Origin of the sequence: Riemerella columbina (genome assembly GCF_030517065.1) — a bacterium.
GTDB classification, from domain to species: Bacteria; Bacteroidota; Bacteroidia; order Flavobacteriales; family Weeksellaceae; genus Riemerella; species Riemerella columbina_A.
Genome location: NZ_CP103950.1, coordinates 873,757 through 890,523 on the forward strand (window position 1 = coordinate 873,757; position 16,767 = coordinate 890,523).

10 protein-coding genes and 1 pseudogene are annotated in these 16,767 nt (G+C 35.3%); 8 read left to right on the top strand and 3 right to left on the bottom strand.

All coding sequences use genetic code 11. The features are described 5' to 3' along the window. Positions 1-2: 2 nt before the first annotated feature. From NYR17_RS04230 to NYR17_RS04240, 3 genes and pseudogenes are all read right to left on the bottom strand, one after another. Positions 3-5,012: pseudogene (locus NYR17_RS04230) on the bottom strand (N-6 DNA methylase); the annotation flags it as partial. After that, positions 4,949-5,260, bottom strand: a complete 312-nt coding sequence (locus tag NYR17_RS04235) for a hypothetical protein (RefSeq protein ID WP_438826608.1) — start codon at positions 5,258-5,260, stop codon at positions 4,949-4,951. The pseudogene NYR17_RS04230 and the gene NYR17_RS04235, both read right to left, overlap by 64 nt. A 384-nt stretch (positions 5,261-5,644) precedes the next feature. After that, positions 5,645-6,931 carry an IS1380 family transposase gene (locus NYR17_RS04240; protein ID WP_302506662.1) on the bottom strand — a complete coding sequence of 429 codons (1,287 nt, stop codon included), beginning with the start codon at positions 6,929-6,931 and terminating at the stop codon, positions 5,645-5,647. Between the two features lie 140 nt (positions 6,932-7,071). Here NYR17_RS04240 and NYR17_RS04245 point away from each other — a divergent pair, with 140 nt between their 5' ends. The 8 genes from NYR17_RS04245 (at position 7,072) to NYR17_RS04280 (ending at position 16,759) form a co-directional block, all read left to right on the top strand. Next, positions 7,072-7,896, top strand: coding sequence for a class D beta-lactamase OXA-347 (locus NYR17_RS04245; protein ID WP_004295324.1), 825 nt, complete (start codon positions 7,072-7,074; stop codon positions 7,894-7,896). A 516-nt stretch (positions 7,897-8,412) separates the two neighbouring features. Then, positions 8,413-9,327 carry a macrolide hydrolase EstT gene (gene estT, locus NYR17_RS04250; RefSeq protein ID WP_005842214.1) on the top strand — a complete coding sequence of 305 codons (915 nt, stop codon included), beginning with the start codon at positions 8,413-8,415 and terminating at the stop codon, positions 9,325-9,327. Between the two features lie 181 nt (positions 9,328-9,508). Next, entirely contained in the window at positions 9,509-10,480 is a 972-nt protein-coding gene (locus tag NYR17_RS04255; RefSeq protein ID WP_015431540.1) for an aminoglycoside phosphotransferase family protein, read from the top strand. 137 nt (positions 10,481-10,617) lie between these two features. After that, positions 10,618-11,784 carry a tetracycline-inactivating monooxygenase Tet(X) gene (gene tet(X) / locus NYR17_RS04260; protein ID WP_302506712.1) on the top strand — a complete coding sequence of 389 codons (1,167 nt, stop codon included), beginning with the start codon at positions 10,618-10,620 and terminating at the stop codon, positions 11,782-11,784. A 193-nt stretch (positions 11,785-11,977) separates the two neighbouring features. Then, complete coding sequence (locus NYR17_RS04265) at positions 11,978-12,931, top strand: dihydrofolate reductase (protein WP_216650029.1); 954 nt, start codon at positions 11,978-11,980, stop codon at positions 12,929-12,931. 167 nt (positions 12,932-13,098) lie between these two features. Continuing rightward, positions 13,099-13,962 (top strand): aminoglycoside 6-adenylyltransferase AadS, encoded by an 864-nt coding sequence (locus tag NYR17_RS04270; protein ID WP_003013318.1) that lies wholly within the window; start codon positions 13,099-13,101, stop codon positions 13,960-13,962. Between the two features lie 176 nt (positions 13,963-14,138). Continuing rightward, the gene (gene abc-f, locus NYR17_RS04275; protein ID WP_179991659.1) at positions 14,139-15,734 is read left to right on the top strand and encodes a ribosomal protection-like ABC-F family protein; all 1,596 of its coding nucleotides are present in this window, start codon (positions 14,139-14,141) and stop codon (positions 15,732-15,734) included. A gap of 161 nt (positions 15,735-15,895) precedes the next feature. Beyond that, positions 15,896-16,759, top strand: coding sequence for an aminoglycoside 6-adenylyltransferase AadS (locus tag NYR17_RS04280; RefSeq protein ID WP_003013318.1), 864 nt, complete (start codon positions 15,896-15,898; stop codon positions 16,757-16,759). Positions 16,760-16,767: the final 8 nt, after the last annotated feature.

The window sequence follows — 16,767 nt, forward strand, 5'->3', positions numbered from 1 at the left end:
TCTTACATTTTAAACTTTTTGCTCGAGGTATTTATTTTACTTTGGGGCGGTTTAATAGCTTTATCACTAACCTTTGATACCACTTGCTCATCATCTAGAGAATCTACCTTTGTATTATTTTCATTTATCGACAAATGAATTTTCCTTTCAATGGAAGCTAGTTCATTTTTAAGTTCTGCGAGTTCCCTTTCTTTATTCCATTTACCATTCACCACTTGTTGTAAGATAGGTAAATCCTCATTGATTTCTTTGAGTTCCTTTTCACTTTTTTGAATGAGATTAGGGATTTTTTCTAAGGCTTTGATAAAGCTCATAGAGGCTAAGTTGGGATCTTGTGCTATTTTTCCATTATTATGTGTATAGCGTATACCGCCTTCTCCTTTTACAAAGAAACGATTTTGGCGGATGTCCACTCCTTCTTTTGCTGTGATTTCAGTTTTGACCAAAACCTGAAAACCATACAGATTTCCAATCTCTTGATAATCTCCGCCAGTTCGAGCCTTTTTAGCGTAAATATTCAATCTTTCCCCCAATTGTTCTAAGCTAGATTCTTGCGAGAGCTCCTCTAGTTGTAAGGCATTCACAAAATCCCCATTAGGTAATTTATGAGCCCTTGCATTGAGATTATCCCAATCGGCATGTAAACGCATCAATCGATTTTCAAGAGCCTCTTTGTCTTCTTCAAGCATTTCTAGTTTAAATCGAGAAGAAGATTTATTTCGCAGAAAAGCTTGTCGTTCACTTTCCAAAGCGGTTATTTTCTTTTCCACTTTAGCTTTATCCAATAAATCGGTATTTCCAGAAAGAATTGCTACATATTCTGAAAAATTCATTCCAGACTGTTCGTCCATACTCCCTTCATCAATGGTTCGTTTCCCTAGTTTATTGGATTTAAGTTGGTCGATAAAGAGTTGTTTATTGAAAAGTAGATTGAATTTATAAGAATCCAGAGATTTTTCCACAGCATAGATGAGAACATCTACTTTATTGTCCGCAAAATATTTAGCCACTTCATTCCCTTTTCGGATAGCCCGACCATCTCTTTGTTGTAAGTCGCTCGGTCGCCAAGGCGTATCAAGATGATGAACGGCAACTGCTCTTTTTTGAGCATTGACACCTGTTCCCAGCATATCGGTAGAACCAAATAGCACTCGGATTTTCCCCTCATTGGTATCTGCAATGAGCTTTTTTCGTAATTTATCGTTTTTAGCTTCTTGGATAAAACGAATCTCTTGTGGCGGAATGCCGTAATCTTCTACCAATTTTCGTTTAATTTCAGAGTAAGGATTCCATTCATTAGGTTTGTAAGTTCCTAAATCTGAAAACACAAACTGCGTCCCCTTTTGAGCTTTGTATTTTTCGTAATATTCATAGATTTTCTTAGCACAATGAGAGGCTTTATTATCAGGGTGGTCATCATATTTACTATCAACCAATCGCATATCTAATGACATCTTTCGTGCATAATCTGTTGCAATTAGCATTTTAGCTTTTTCCTCTCGTTGAGACAGGGGTTCTCTTCCTAGTAATGAAGCATCTCCATTTTGAGCAAATTTCATTAATTTTTCAATAAAAACTTCTTGCTCGGGGGTAGGTGGAATATTATATAAAATCTCATTTTTTTCAGGACGGTCGATACCGATATCCTTGGCGGTTCGATAGTCTGTGATTTCCGAATAAAATTGTGCTAATTCTGGAACTTTGATAAAATAGCGGAATCTTTCTTTTTGTACAATATTATTTGCCACTGAAAATTCGTAATCAGTAGTTTTACGAGCATAGATAGCTGCCCAAGCATCAAAACAAGTAATACCTTGTTTCTCTAGTGCTTTGGGACGTAGATATTTGAATAGTAAATAAAGTTCCGTTAAGGAGTTAGAGATGGTAGTACCCGAGAGAAAGGTAGCTCCTAAGTCTTTACCAGACCTTTTTTGAATGGTGCGAATGGCAAACAATAAATTCATTGCCTTTTGGCTACCTTGCATATTTCCAAGCCCTGCTACGCGATCATGTCGTGTATTGAACATCAGGTTTTTAAACTTATGGCTCTCATCAACCAACAAATGATCAATTCCCATCATTTGAAAATCGACAATGTCATCAGTTCGATTATTAATATCATGTTCTAAAGCTTTCAGCTTAACCTCTAGATTTTCCTTTCTTTTGATAATGCCTTTGAGCATTCCTCTAGAAATTTCTTCTCCTTGTTGTTTCAAAGCCCATAGATTTTCTTCCACATCGTCTAATTCTTGCTGAAGAATTTCTTTTTGTATTTCGTAAGATTGAGGAATCATTTTAAATTGGTCATGCGTTAAAATCACACAATCCCAATCATTATTTTTAATATCACCAAAAATACGCAAACGCTTATCGGGTTTGAAGTCATCCTTTCCTGGGTATAATATTTTAGCAAAGGGATAGGCTTTTCTATAGGTTTCGGCAATTTCGTGAACATTGGCTTTTAATCCGATAATCATGGGTTTGTGAGCCAATCCCAAGCGTTTCATTTCTTGGGCAGCACAACACATAATCAAGGTTTTCCCTGCACCAACCTCGTGATCACAAATAGCACCTCCATTGAGCTTTATCATCCAAATAGCATCTTTTTGACTCCTATATAAATCCTCAATGCCTAAACCTTTACGGTCTAAACCAGGGAAATCTTGATGAGAGCCATCATAATTGGGGCGAACAAAACAATTGAACATACGGTTGTATTTATCTGCTAAGCGTTCTTTAAAAGCTGGACTTTGTTCCAATAACCAATTAGAAAAAGCGGAACGAATTTCATCAATTTTATGATTAGCCATTTGAATAGCCTCCATATCCGCCACTTTAACTTCTTTATTATTAACTTGTATCTTTTTAGTAATATTAGGCGTAGTATTGATGAGGGCATATTTGAGTAAAGCAATCCCATCATAAGTTCTACTTTCAGATTTTACAGCATATTGGTCGTAGATACGGCTGTTTTTTCTAGCACACTGAACATCGAAATTATCCATTGTTTTGGAATAAGACACTTGTACCTCTGTATCAAATAAATGAGAGGCGAAATGACTGTAGATTTCCATAGGAATCCACCGTTCTCCTAGATTGAAATCCAACTCTTCAAACGCAATGGGTTCAGGGCTTACCTTTTTTAGGGCTTCTAGAGCCGCTATCGCCTCTTGATGCTCGGGAAGTCTTTCCAAATATTTTTCGACAGCTTCTTTCTTTTCTATTACATTCCCTGCCAACCAAGTTTCTCCTGTTTCGTACTGCATTTCTATGGGATTGTAGTATAGATATTCCTTTAATTCATTTTTCATACTATCTATACTCTCTCCAGAAAGTCTACTCATATAGGGCAAATTTACCTTACCATATACATTCAACGAGTGTATTAGGGCTTCTTTGGGGGTAATATTTTCTACGGAGGTAGTAGAAAAGCTAACAGGTTTTTCAAAAATATCAGCTTTGCGGTAAACTCCATTGACTTTTCGCTCTAAATAAGGGATTTCGTTGCCAGCACCATCTGTTTGGATCAATCCTATGTTATCTTTACTATTCAAAGCGCCATAATTTCTTATAAATTCATTGTACAAAGTGTTGAGTTTTGTTCTTTCGTCTGGATAGGGCTTTCTATCCTTGGCTTCTTTGTTGTATAAATCAAAATAACTATCTCGAAGAGCCATATAATCTATGGCTTTTTTTCGCTGAATATGCCCAACTTCAAGCGGAACAAAAGTGGCGGTTCCCTCCTCTTTGCTTACATTTCTTAAATATCCTGGTTGTCCATTTTGAATCACTAAGGTATCTTCTCTATAATGGCTTAAAATATCGCCTTCAAATGGTGTAGGTTCAAAGCTAATAGAAGTATTATCTGCACTTTCATTTTCCCCCGTTGAATTTGTATCATCGGAGTAAGAAAAAGAAAAAAGATCCTTTGGAAAAGCCTTATATGCGGTATTTGTTGTTTGCTTTTTCTTACTAGAACGCTTGATATTTTTTGAAGGTTTAGGTACTGTTGGAGGCTCTTCAAAAAGCGTATCAAATAGGCTTAATTGTATCCCAACATTATTTTCGATTCTGGCGGTTGAAAGATTATTTTCGGGAGTGGAATGTGTTTTTTTCGTATTTGCACCAATAGACTCTTTTGTTTTTGTTGCTGATAGTTCAGGCGTTATAGAAGTTGAAATGGTATTAATTTGGGATTTTTCGTTTTTTTCGAGTATTGTAGTTGGTTGGTTTGAAAAAGAATCCGCAAGATATAAAGGCATTCGTTGTTTATAATTACCAAAATCAAGGTTTAATTTCTCTTCGAGGTCACGGGCTATTCCAGATACACCATTTTCGTGTACATAAATTCTTGATGGTTTTCCGTATAAGTCAGTATCTAATTGTGATTTTGTATGAATAATCCGTTGAGTATTGTTTTCAAACAGGGCATTAGTGGTATAACCTTCGGAATGTTCTATCGTATCGCAGAAGAGTAAATCTTCGGTTGAGAGTGTTTGTTTTTGCGAGTCTTTTTGCAGAATGATTAAATCGCTTCCTACTTCCGTCCCTGCGTAATCCGTAAACAGATTATTGGGTAATCGAATAGCTGATACCAAATGAGCTTGTTTTATCATAGCTTCTCTAATAGGGCGGTTTTTAGGACTATTCAGCCCCCCCCCCTGAGAGGTGATATAGGCTAATAATCAGCCTTCTTTAAGGGTGTCCATTCCCTTTAAAAAAAAGTAATTATGGATATTTTTTACAGCTTGTTGTTTTGCCGGATCCTTACTTCTTGAAAAAGACAAATCAAATACAGCAATATCCCCAAAGGGTATATTACTGCTTATTACATCAAAGGAATTATTTTGTCGTTCTTCTATATCTTCAAAGCCATTAATTTTTATTTGGGCGGAAGGGTATAAATGTTTGAGTACTTTTCCTGTTAATAAGTCTTTTTCAAAAGCCGTTACAGATACATTTTGATTTGATTTAAAATGTTCAATAAAATTACCTGTTCCTGCACACTTTTCTGTACAATAACCGGAATTTGATTGGCTATCTTCTTGTTAATAGATTGTTGTTCATCCATTAACCGGACTATCTGGAACATCTGTCGTTCCTTATCCTCTAAAAGACTGCGCACACTATCGATGCGCTCTGCTGGATAGGTGGCCTTGAAACGGCAGAGCATACTGTCCATTGCCATACGCCGTGCATGGTAATGCTCGATATCTTTATCGTTCCATTCCAGTATTGTTTGCTGAATACTTGAATTCAAATCGTGGAGAAGTGAATAGACAGTATTACCCGACAGAGCAACTATGACAACGTAACGCCTTTACAAAAAAGTCGGCACACGAAACCCATAGACTAATTGTCTTGACCTAAAAGAGATTGGAATTTTCAGGACTGCCTATCACTTAGATAGAAGTCCAAGGTCTGCTGAAATACATAATTCAAAAATTGAAATTGCTTGACTGCAAATTTAGTAACCCTAAAATCCGCAAGCAATCTCAATGGCAATCTCAATTGCAGTAAAGAGCTTGAACACTATGCATCATGATAGTATGAGCGTGAATTTTGTCCGATTTGTGCATACCTTCCCCTTACCCCACAATGCGACTTGAGGCAATACGCAGATTAAAACCATAAGGAACGGACTTTATCCGAATCCAGTTTTGAAAGGTCTTGCATAAGCCCGGTTTTCAGTATAGATATTCAGCACGTATTGCCTTGCTGTCATGATCCACTTGGCAGGTACGGAGATGAAGCTGAAGACAAAAGCCTTTATGCGACTCGTTTCCTTGAGCCCGAAAGCCTTGGTGTCAAGCTTGCTAATGATGGCCTTGTAGAAATTACGGATAAGTGCCGTAAGAAGAAGGAACACAGTGTTCTCTGCCATGAAGGATTTGGGCAATCTGTCCCACCCGAAACCATTGTTCATATCATCGAAGATACGTTCCTTTCCTCCACGAAGGTTATAGAACTCGACAATTTCTCTTGTGGAAGATTCATAGTCGTTAGTCAGGATACAACGGTATGTGTATTCTCCTTCCCAAAGATCCAGCACACCGTCCATCCGTTTCTGTCTTTGAATCACAAGTCGGTATGCTTTACCCTTCCACTTCTCAACAAGAATAGAGTTCAATTCGAACTCAATGCCATTGATTTCCTCAGTCTTCCAGCCTCTAAGAGCAAAGATGTCATTGTAGAGCGAACTGCAGCGGTTTGCGCGGATATAGAAGGATTTGCTGTGTTTCTCTATTTCCTCCACGATTTCCTCGGAACATGATCCACAATCAGCTCTGAAACGATTGATTGTAAGTCCGTTCTGCTCAAATCTCTCAAAGAATCTCTTCAGCGTGTCCTTCTGATGAAAACGAACGTTGGTGTTACCATCGCTATTCTCAATGCCAACAATCAAGTCGTCAATAACCGCCACGCCAGGGCGATAACCAAGGAACTTCTTGTATGTAGGCTTTGCATCATACTTCTCAGTCTCTATGAACTGATGGTCGAAATCAACATCATACATCTCGCCCTCTTTCAGTTGGCCGGATGCAAACATACAATTGAGCAGTAAGGTATTGAGTGTGTCAGCCGTGTTGAAATCGTAGTTCTTACCCGTATCTGATGTGTATGAGATGTTTCCTTGCGTCAGTTCCTTTATCGCTCTGAGGATAGTATCAGAACTACAAGTACGAAGTGTCGGATGGAGCGAGAGATGGTTCATCAAATGAGTAGTGACATCCTCAATGCATGAGCCACCACAGAAGTAGATACTCATGAGGGAACGGACGATTTCACTGTACTGATAACCGAACGAGCTACACCTTAGACCGAGTGTCGAGTCGATTACAGATGACAATGTGGAGTCAAATTGCTCCATGATTGAAAATATTCCTCCAAAAGGAGTGAGCTTCTCGGATTTTATTTGTATTTTTGCCATGCCTGATGAGGTTTTGTTTGATTATTTTTTTGCAACACTAAGTTAAGTGAATCCTCTGACATGGCAAAATCCTGAGCAACTTTTTGTTGCTCAGGAACTTATAAATAAAGTTAAATCAAAGTGTTGCGGAATTAAGGTAAATGAAAAATATTTTATTTGTAGTTTTTATTTCAATGATATTTTTATTTGTTTGCTGTAACACAACAACGAATAAAAACATAATTGAAACAGAAATTTCTGATTTTGACAAAATTTTAGATAGTTTTCAAGTAAATGGTTCAATTCTAATTTATGATAACGACAAGAATACTTTTTACTCAAATGACTTTGATTGGGCTAAAAACGGAAAATTACCTGCATCAACATTCAAAATTCCAAATTCTATAATTGCTGTTGAATTAGGCATTATTGAAAATGATACAACTATTTTAAAATGGAATGGCGAGCAGAGAAAAATGGATATTTGGGAAAAAGATTTATCATTTAAAGATGCTTTTAGAATTTCCTGTGTTCCTTGCTATCAGGAAATTGCAAGGAAAATCGGAACAATTAAAATGAAAGAATATTTAGAAAAATTTGAGTATAAAAATATGATTTTTGACAGTTTAACGATTGACAATTTTTGGCTTGAAGGAAATTCAAAAATATCTCAAAAACAACAAATCGACTTTTTAAGGAAATTCTATTTTTCAAAATTTCCAATTTCTGATAGGACAATAAAGATTGTCAAAAATATTATGGAAATTGAGCGAACTGAAAATTACATTTTAAGCGGTAAGACTGGATTAAGTTCGATAGAAGAAAAATATAATGGTTGGTTTGTTGGTTATGTTGAAACAAAATCTAATGTTTATTTTTTTGCAACAAATGTAATTCCGACAGACGGATTGAATGTTGATGATTTTATTTCATCGAGAATTAATGTAACAAAAAATGCGTTAAAGCAAATGAATATAATGAAATGATAAATGCCACTAACATATGGTAGCCGATAATTGCCGGCTTTCGTGCCAACTTGATACTTTGGTGCTTTTAACGAACCGAAGTGCTAAATTGATACGAAAGTGCTGTAAATCCGGCAACTACGGCTACCATTTTTCGTTATGCGGCAGCTTAAAAGACGACACCAAACCAGAAAAATCGTCTTGACCTAAAAGAGATTGGAATTTTCAGGACTGCCTATCACTTAGATAGAAGTCCAAGGTCTGCTGAAATACATAATTCAAAAATTGAAATTGCTTGACTGCAAATTTAGTAACTTTGCTTGACAAATTAACGAGAAAGAAGAGAAAATGAAAACCGACCGCATAACATCACCTATACGCAAGCAGGGGTTTCGTGCTTCGTAGGACAGTTAAGTGGTAAATTTAAAGTTCAGTTCTTCGTGGCAAGTTCAGTGGTTAAAATCCCTGCCTGCGTATAGCTGAGAACCGTTAGCGGGCATTGTGAAAGATACCAGCATAACAGTTAAACATTGATAAATGAAAAAAAAACTACTTTGGATATTAATTTTAGGACTGATAATAATCAGTTGCAAACAAAGGAAAACAGAAATGAAAGAGAAAATAATTAAAACAAACGGCATTGAACTCTGTACGGAAAGTTTTGGAAATAAGAAAAATCCAGCAATCCTTTTGGTAGCAGGTGCAACCGTATCAATGCTGTATTGGGACACTGAATTTTGCCAACAATTATCTGAAAAAGGATTTTTTGTTATTCGTTACGACAACAGAGATGTAGGAAAATCCACTAATTATGAACCAGGTTCTACTCCATACGATATTGTTGACTTAACTAATGACGCTATTTCAATATTGGATGGCTACAAGATTGACAAAGCACATTTTGTGGGGATTTCTTTGGGCGGACTAATTTCTCAAATAGCATCAATAAAGTTTGCCGACAGAGTTAACTCCTTAACTCTTATGTCATCAGGCCCTTGGGGAGACTCAGACCCAACTATACCTGAAATGGACACGAGTATTTTAGATTTCCATAGTAAAGCAGGTACAGTCAATTGGACAAATGAAGACAGTGTGGTAAACTATTTAATTCAGGGTGCAGAATTAATGAGTGGCAAGAAACAATTTGACAAACAAAGAAGTGAAAAACTGATAAGAGCTGAGTTCAATAGAGCCAACAATTATATAAGTATGTTCAATCACGCTGCATTGCAAGGTGGTGAAGAATATTGGAACAGATTAAACGAAATCAAACAACCCACCTTAATTATCCACGGAACAGACGACAAAATTTGGCATTATAAGAATGCAGGTTTTTTACAAGAAAAAATAAAAGGTTCAAATCTAATCACCCTTGAAGGTACAGGACACGAATTACACGTTGATGATTGGAAATCAATAATTGATGGAATAGAAAAACACATAAATGACTGATAAACAAAAATAACGACCCGCTAACAATGTATATAAAAAATAGGCGAAACAGTAGTAAATTCAAGGCTTTTGGCTCGTATTATACTTTGTGCTTAACCGAAAATTTGGCACTTCGAAATCGCCTACTTTTCATATACTAACCGTTACCTGCAAGCTGAAACCAAAAATCCGACAAAATAAAATGGTTGAAACATTGATAAAAACATTGCAACAAAAATATCTTATCAAAACAAACACAATTTCTAAACAAAAAGGTGGTTGGGCTTCTTTGGCTTATAAAATAGAAGATGAAAACGAGCATTTTTATTTTTTAAAAGTTTATGAAAAAAGTCGAAAATCAACTTCTTATTTAACGGAACACATCGACCTTTATCTTCCCATTGTGGATTGGCTTGATAATCAAACTCTGCTGAAAGGAAAAATCATTCGATTGATTAAAACGCAATCTGATGATTTTAGGTGCGAAGATGAAAATTATATATATGTTTTGTTTGATTACATTAAAGGAGAAACAGTTGGAGAAAAAAATTTAACCAAAGAACAAATAACTCAATTAGCCGAAATTGTCAGTCAGTTACATCATTTAAAAAAAACTCCTTTTGACCTTTCGCAGATTTCTGAAACATTTGACCTTTCGTTTATTTCTAAACTAAACAATTGGATAGACAAAAACCTTGACCAACTAAAAACGGAAATCAAAACGGTACTGCAACCTAATCTTTCAATTATAAAAAATCAAATCAACGAATGGTATAATTTATCAAATGCTTTAAAGGAAAAAGATTTAAAATATTGTTTATGTCATACAGATATTCATCATTGGAATCTTATCACAGACAAACAAAAATTATATCTTTTGGATTGGGAAGGAATAAAGTTTGCACCACCCGAAGCCGATATTTTCAGCATTTATCAGCAACCTTATTTTGATTTGTTTATCAAAAGATATTATGAACTCAATCCTGATTATCAAATCAATGAAACGGTTTTACAATATTATCTGACAAGTAGAAAACTTCAAGATATTTTTGAGTTTATCGAACAATTACAATTTGACGAACTCAATTCGGAAGAATACAAAATCAACTTAAACTATCTGAAAAAAGAAGTTGATAACATAATATCCAAACCTAAAAACACAGCCAGCAGGTAACAAGGGTTTTGCAAGAGCGGGGCGAAAATACTCCGTTGGAGATTTTCGCTATATTTGTAGCTTAGTGCTTCGGTCGAGATTTTCTGCTGAAAATCCCCGCCCTCGCAAAGCCCCAAACCGTTATGTGCCATTTTTGAATGACAATGCGAATAGATACAGACAAACAAATGAATTTACTTAGTGATAAGAACGTTGCAATAATTGGTGGTGGACCCGTTGGACTGACTATGGCAAAATTATTACAGCAAAACGGCATAGACGTTTCAGTTTACGAAAGAGACAACGACCGAGAGGCAAGAATTTTTGGTGGAACCCTTGACCTACACAAAGGTTCAGGTCAGGAAGCAATGAAAAAAGCGGGATTGTTACAAACTTATTATGACTTAGCCTTACCAATGGGTGTAAATATTGCTGATGAAAAAGGCAATATTTTATCCACAAAAAATGTAAAGCCCGAAAATCGATTTGACAATCCTGAAATAAACAGAAATGACTTAAGGGCTATCTTGTTGAATAGTTTAGAAAACGACACGGTTATTTGGGATAGAAAACTTGTTATGCTTGAACCTGGTAAGAAGAAGTGGACACTAACTTTTGAGAATAAACCGAGTGAAACAGCAGATTTGGTTATTCTTGCCAATGGCGGGATGTCCAAGGTAAGAAAATTTGTTACCGACACGGAAGTTGAAGAAACAGGTACTTTCAATATACAAGCCGATATTCATCATCCAGAGGTGAACTGTCCTGGATTTTTTCAGCTATGCAATGGAAACCGGCTAATGGCTGCTCATCAAGGTAATTTATTATTTGCGAATCCTAATAATAATGGTGCATTGCATTTTGGAATAAGTTTTAAAACACCTGATGAATGGAAAAACCAAACGCAGGTAGATTTTCAAAACAGAAATAGTGTCGTTGATTTTCTTCTGAAAGAATTTTCCGATTGGGACGAACGCTACAAAGAACTGATTCGTGTGACATCATCTTTTGTAGGGTTAGCGACACGAATATTTCCCTTAGGTAAGTCTTGGAAAAGTAAGCGTCCATTACCCATAACGATGATTGGAGATGCTGCTCATTTGATGCCTCCTTTTGCAGGACAAGGCGTAAACAGCGGGTTGATGGATGCCTTGATATTGTCGGATAATCTGACCAATGGGAAATTTAACAGCATTGAAGAGGCTATTGAAAATTATGAACAGCAAATGTTTATCTATGGCAAAGAAGCACAAGAAGAATCAACTCAAAACGAAATTGAAATGTTTAAACCCGACTTTACGTTTCAGCAATTGTTAAATGTATAAAATGGAATAAAACGGCACATAACAAACAAATTGGCAATAGAGCCGGTGAAGTACTTCTATTGAACTTTTGTGCAATGTTGAAGATTAGTAATTCTATTCAACATTTGTGCTAAAAGTCGGCTCCATCGCCAATTTGCCAAACGTTATGCGACATTTTATCCAATCACATTAAATTGACAAAATATTAAATAAAATGCTAAAACTTTACAAAGAAATTAATGGAGTTCTTCATTATTGGGAAACTTGGGATGAAGATGACAAAACAGGTCTTGTTCATTGGGGAACTGTTGGAGAAAATGGAGAGCAAAAAAAAGTAAAATCCACACTTTTAAAAAATTTTCATAAAATAATTCAACAGGAAATTAATGAGAAGATTAATGAAGGTTATGAGCAAATAGACGAAGATGATTTAAAATTTCTAATAATTGAATATAAACTAAATTCTGACTTTGGAAATGAAGAAGACTTGGAAAAACGGCACAGACTTGAAGCCAAAATGAATGAAGATTTGGGATGGAACCTATCATTGGGTAATTGGTTATTTTCTCACGGAAGAAGAGGCCAGGGGAACACAGGTTCACGATGCAGTAATTCCAAATCCCCGCATGGTGTTCATTTCACCTACAATTTACAAAGTACTTCCATGAAAGTAGCATTGATTGTTGCTGTTGATCAGCAATTCGGTATTGGAAAGAACAATGATTTGATGTGGCATTTGCCTGCAGATATGAAATTTTTCAAAGAAACAACCACGGGACATATTGTGGTTACAGGTAGAAAAAACTACGATTCCATTCCGGAACGTTTTCGGCCGTTGCCCAACCGCGAGAATGCGGTCTTAACACGCAATACCGAATATCATGCTCCTGGAGCAGTTGTTTTTTCTTCCTTGGAATCCTGTTTGGATCATTATAAAAATGAAGTGGAACGAACCGTTTTCATAATTGGAGGCGGACAAATTTACCGAGAAGCTTTAGCGCTTGATTGTGTTCAAGAGATGTTTATTACCCATGTGCAGGGCGAATTTGGTGCAGATACCTTCTTCCCGAAATTCGAAGCTGTCGCTTGGAATGTTGAAACGGTAGCAACCCAAGTAGTGGATGAGAAAAATGCCTATGCGTTTGAAGTGAAAAGGTATTGGAGGTAACGTGATTACTTGATGAGAAATAAGAAATCATTGTCTACCTACTTTCGTTATATTTGATCAAATAAAGAAACAAACCTGCACAAAAACATCAAGTATTATGCTGTTTTGTACAGAAAAGCCGTATCAATAAATAAGTTGTACGACATAGTAAAACCGAACCAAACAAAATGAAAGTCAGAGAAGAAAAGTTAAGAACAATTATAGAATGGTCGGAGAAAAACGAAGATGTAAGAGTTCTACTTCTGACAAGTTCACTTGTAAATCCTTTAGCACTTGTTGACGAATTTAGTGATTTAGACATTGAATTTGTTTTTGAGGATAATACAAATTACATTTCAGACAAAAGCTGGACGCTTAAATTCGGAAATCCAATTGCTATGATTGAAGAAGACGAAAGTTGTTTTAACCATAAACACGCAATGAAAATGCTACTTTATGAAGACGGTGTGAAAGTAGATTTTAAACTTTACAGCAAATCAAAATTTATAAAGGAAACGCAAGAGAAAGAGTTACCAGAAGATTGGGATATTGGTTATAAAATTTTAATTGATAAAGATGGTATTACAAAGCAAATGCTGAAACCAACTTATCAAATTTCCATTATCAAAAAACCGTCTGAAAAAGAGTTTCAAAATCTAATAAACGATTTTTGGTGGGACACAACTTACGTGGCAAAGTGTCTTGTGAGAGATGAAATATTCTATGCGAAATTTATGTCGGAAACCGTTATTCGCACAGAATATTTAATTCCTTTAATTGAATGGCACATTGCAAGTGAACACAATTGGAACATAACGACCAATAAATATGGACGACTTTTCAAAAAGTATCTTAACCAGGAAATGTGGGCTAAAACAGAACAAACATTTTCAGGGAGCGATATAAAGGAAAATTGGACTGCTCTATTTTCAATGACTGATTTAGTTTCAGAAATAGGAACTGAATTGTCAAAAAAATTAGAGTACAAATACCCGGATAAATTAGAAAATGACATACGAAAATATTTAGCTGGACTAAAACCCAAAACATAACTACGTCGTACAACATCGTATTGGCAATACGAAATAAAGTAGTTCAGAAAAAATATTATATTTGCAACATAAATAAAAAGTAAGCAGAAAATGTAAAAATTAATTTCTTAGACAATCTAACAATCAGCTCAAAAAATTGGGCTCCCACTTTTGTTAAACTCAAAAAGAAATTAATTATGCTTACGATTCAAAATTTATCCTATTCACATCCCAATAAAAATACGCTGTTTACTAATTTAAGTATGACAGTAAACCATTCCGATAAAATTGCATTAATTGGCAATAATGGTGTTGGAAAATCTACTTTACTCAAACTTATAGCCAAGGAATTAGAACCTGATGACGGACAAATTTCCTCCGAAACCAAACCCTATTATATTCCTCAAATTTTCGGTCAGTTTAATGATTTGACAATTGCCCAAGCCTTACAAGTTGAAACCAAACTCAATGCTTTACACGAAATTTTAAACGGAAGTGTAGATGAAAAGAATTATAGCCTTTTAAATGACGATTGGACGATAGAAGAAAAATGTCAAGAAGCCCTAAGCTATTGGGATATTTCTGATTTATCACTATCTCAAAAATTAAGCGAATTAAGTGGAGGACAAAAAACAAAAGTCTTTCTCGCAGGTATATTTATTCATCAACCATCATTTGTTTTATTAGATGAACCCAGTAATCATCTTGACAAATCCAGTAGAGACTTACTATACGATTTTATTCAAACCTCAAGAGCAACTTTTATAATCGTTAGCCACGACCGAGAGTTACTTCAGTTATTAAATCCTATTTGTGAGCTCAACAGAAATGAAATTAAAGTTTATGGCGGAAACTATGAATTTTATAAAGAGCAAAAAGAAATTGAACAAAACGCCTTAAGTCAAGATATTCAGAGCAAAGAAAAAGCACTTAGAAAGGCGAAAGAAAAGGAGCGAAAAACAATTGAACGACAACAAAAATTAGATGTTCGAGCAAAAAAGAATTTAGGAAAAGCTGGACTTCCCAAGATAGTATCAGATGCTTGGAAGAATAATGCTGAAAGAAGCTCAGCAAAAATTGCCGGAGTTCATTCAGATAAAATTAATGGTATAAAAGAAGAACTTCAAGATTTGAGGCTTTCCGTTTCTGATATAGAACAAATGAAATTTGAATTTGATTCTTCCAATCTTCATAAAGGTAAAAATCTGTTTATAGCAGAAAATATCAATTTCGCATATAAAACAGGAGGTTTATTATGGGAGAAACCTCTAAACATTCAAATTGTCAGCGGTGAACGAATTGCTATCAACGGAAAAAATGGAACAGGAAAAACCACACTTATCCAAATAATACTCGGAAAACTTAAACCAACGGAAGGAAAAATATTTATTGCTGAAAGTCATTCTGTTTATATTGACCAAGATTATTCTTTAATCAATAATCATTTACAGATTTATGAACAAGCTCAAGAATTTAATCAAACCGGCCTTCAGGAACACGAAGTAAAAATCAGATTAGACCGTTTTTTATTTTCAAAAGATGATTGGGATAAGCCTTGTCATACATTGAGTGGCGGAGAAAGAATGCGGTTAATGTTGTGTTGTTTAAACATTGCTAATCAATCTCCCGACATTATTATCTTAGATGAACCTACCAATAATTTAGACCTTCAAAACATCGAAATTTTAACCAATGCAATCAATGAATATGAAGGAACTTTAATTGTAATTTCCCACGATAAAACGTTCTTACAAGAAATAAATATTGAACGAACTATTGAATTAATGAAGTAAAGCCGATAACATCGGTTTTGCAAGAGAGCGGGTTATTGTTTCCGTTCAAAGATTTTTGTTATATTTAAAGTTCCGTCTTCGCTTGGAAGTCTTATGCTAAAATCCGCTCCCTCGCAAAGCCCGAAAACGTTGTACGACATAGTAAAACCGAACCAAACAAAATGAAAGTCAGAGAAGAAAAGTTAAGAACAATTATAGAATGGTCGGAGAAAAACGAAGATGTAAGAGTTCTTCTTCTGACAAGTTCACTTGTAAATCCTTTAGCACTTGTTGACGAATTTAGTGATTTAGACATTGAATTTGTTTTTGAGGATAATACAAATTACATTTCAGACAAAAGCTGGACGCTTAAATTCGGAAATCCAATTGCTATGATTGAAGAAGACGAAAGTTGTTTTAACCATAAACACGCAATGAAAATGCTACTTTATGAAGACGGTGTGAAAGTAGATTTTAAACTTTACAGCAAATCAAAATTTATAAAGGAAACGCAAGAGAAAGAATTACCAGAAGATTGGGATATTGGTTATAAAATTTTAATTGATAAAGATGGTATTACAAAGCAAATGCTGAAACCAACTTATCAAATTTCCATTATCAAAAAACCGTCTGAAAAAGAGTTTCAAAATCTAATAAACGATTTTTGGTGGGACACAACTTACGTGGCAAAGTGTCTTGTGAGAGATGAAATATTCTATGCGAAATTTATGTCGGAAACCGTTATTCGCACAGAATATTTAATTCCTTTAATTGAATGGCACATTGCAAGTGAACACAATTGGAACATAACGACCAATAAATATGGACGACTTTTCAAAAAGTATCTTAACCAGGAAATGTGGGCTAAAACAGAACAAACATTTTCAGGGAGCGATATAAAGGAAAATTGGACTGCTCTATTTTCAATGACTGATTTAGTTTCAGAAATAGGAACTGAATTGTCAAAAAAATTAGAGTACAAATACCCGGATAAATTAGAAAATGACATACGAAAATATTTAGCTGGACTAAAACCCAAAACATAACTACGTCG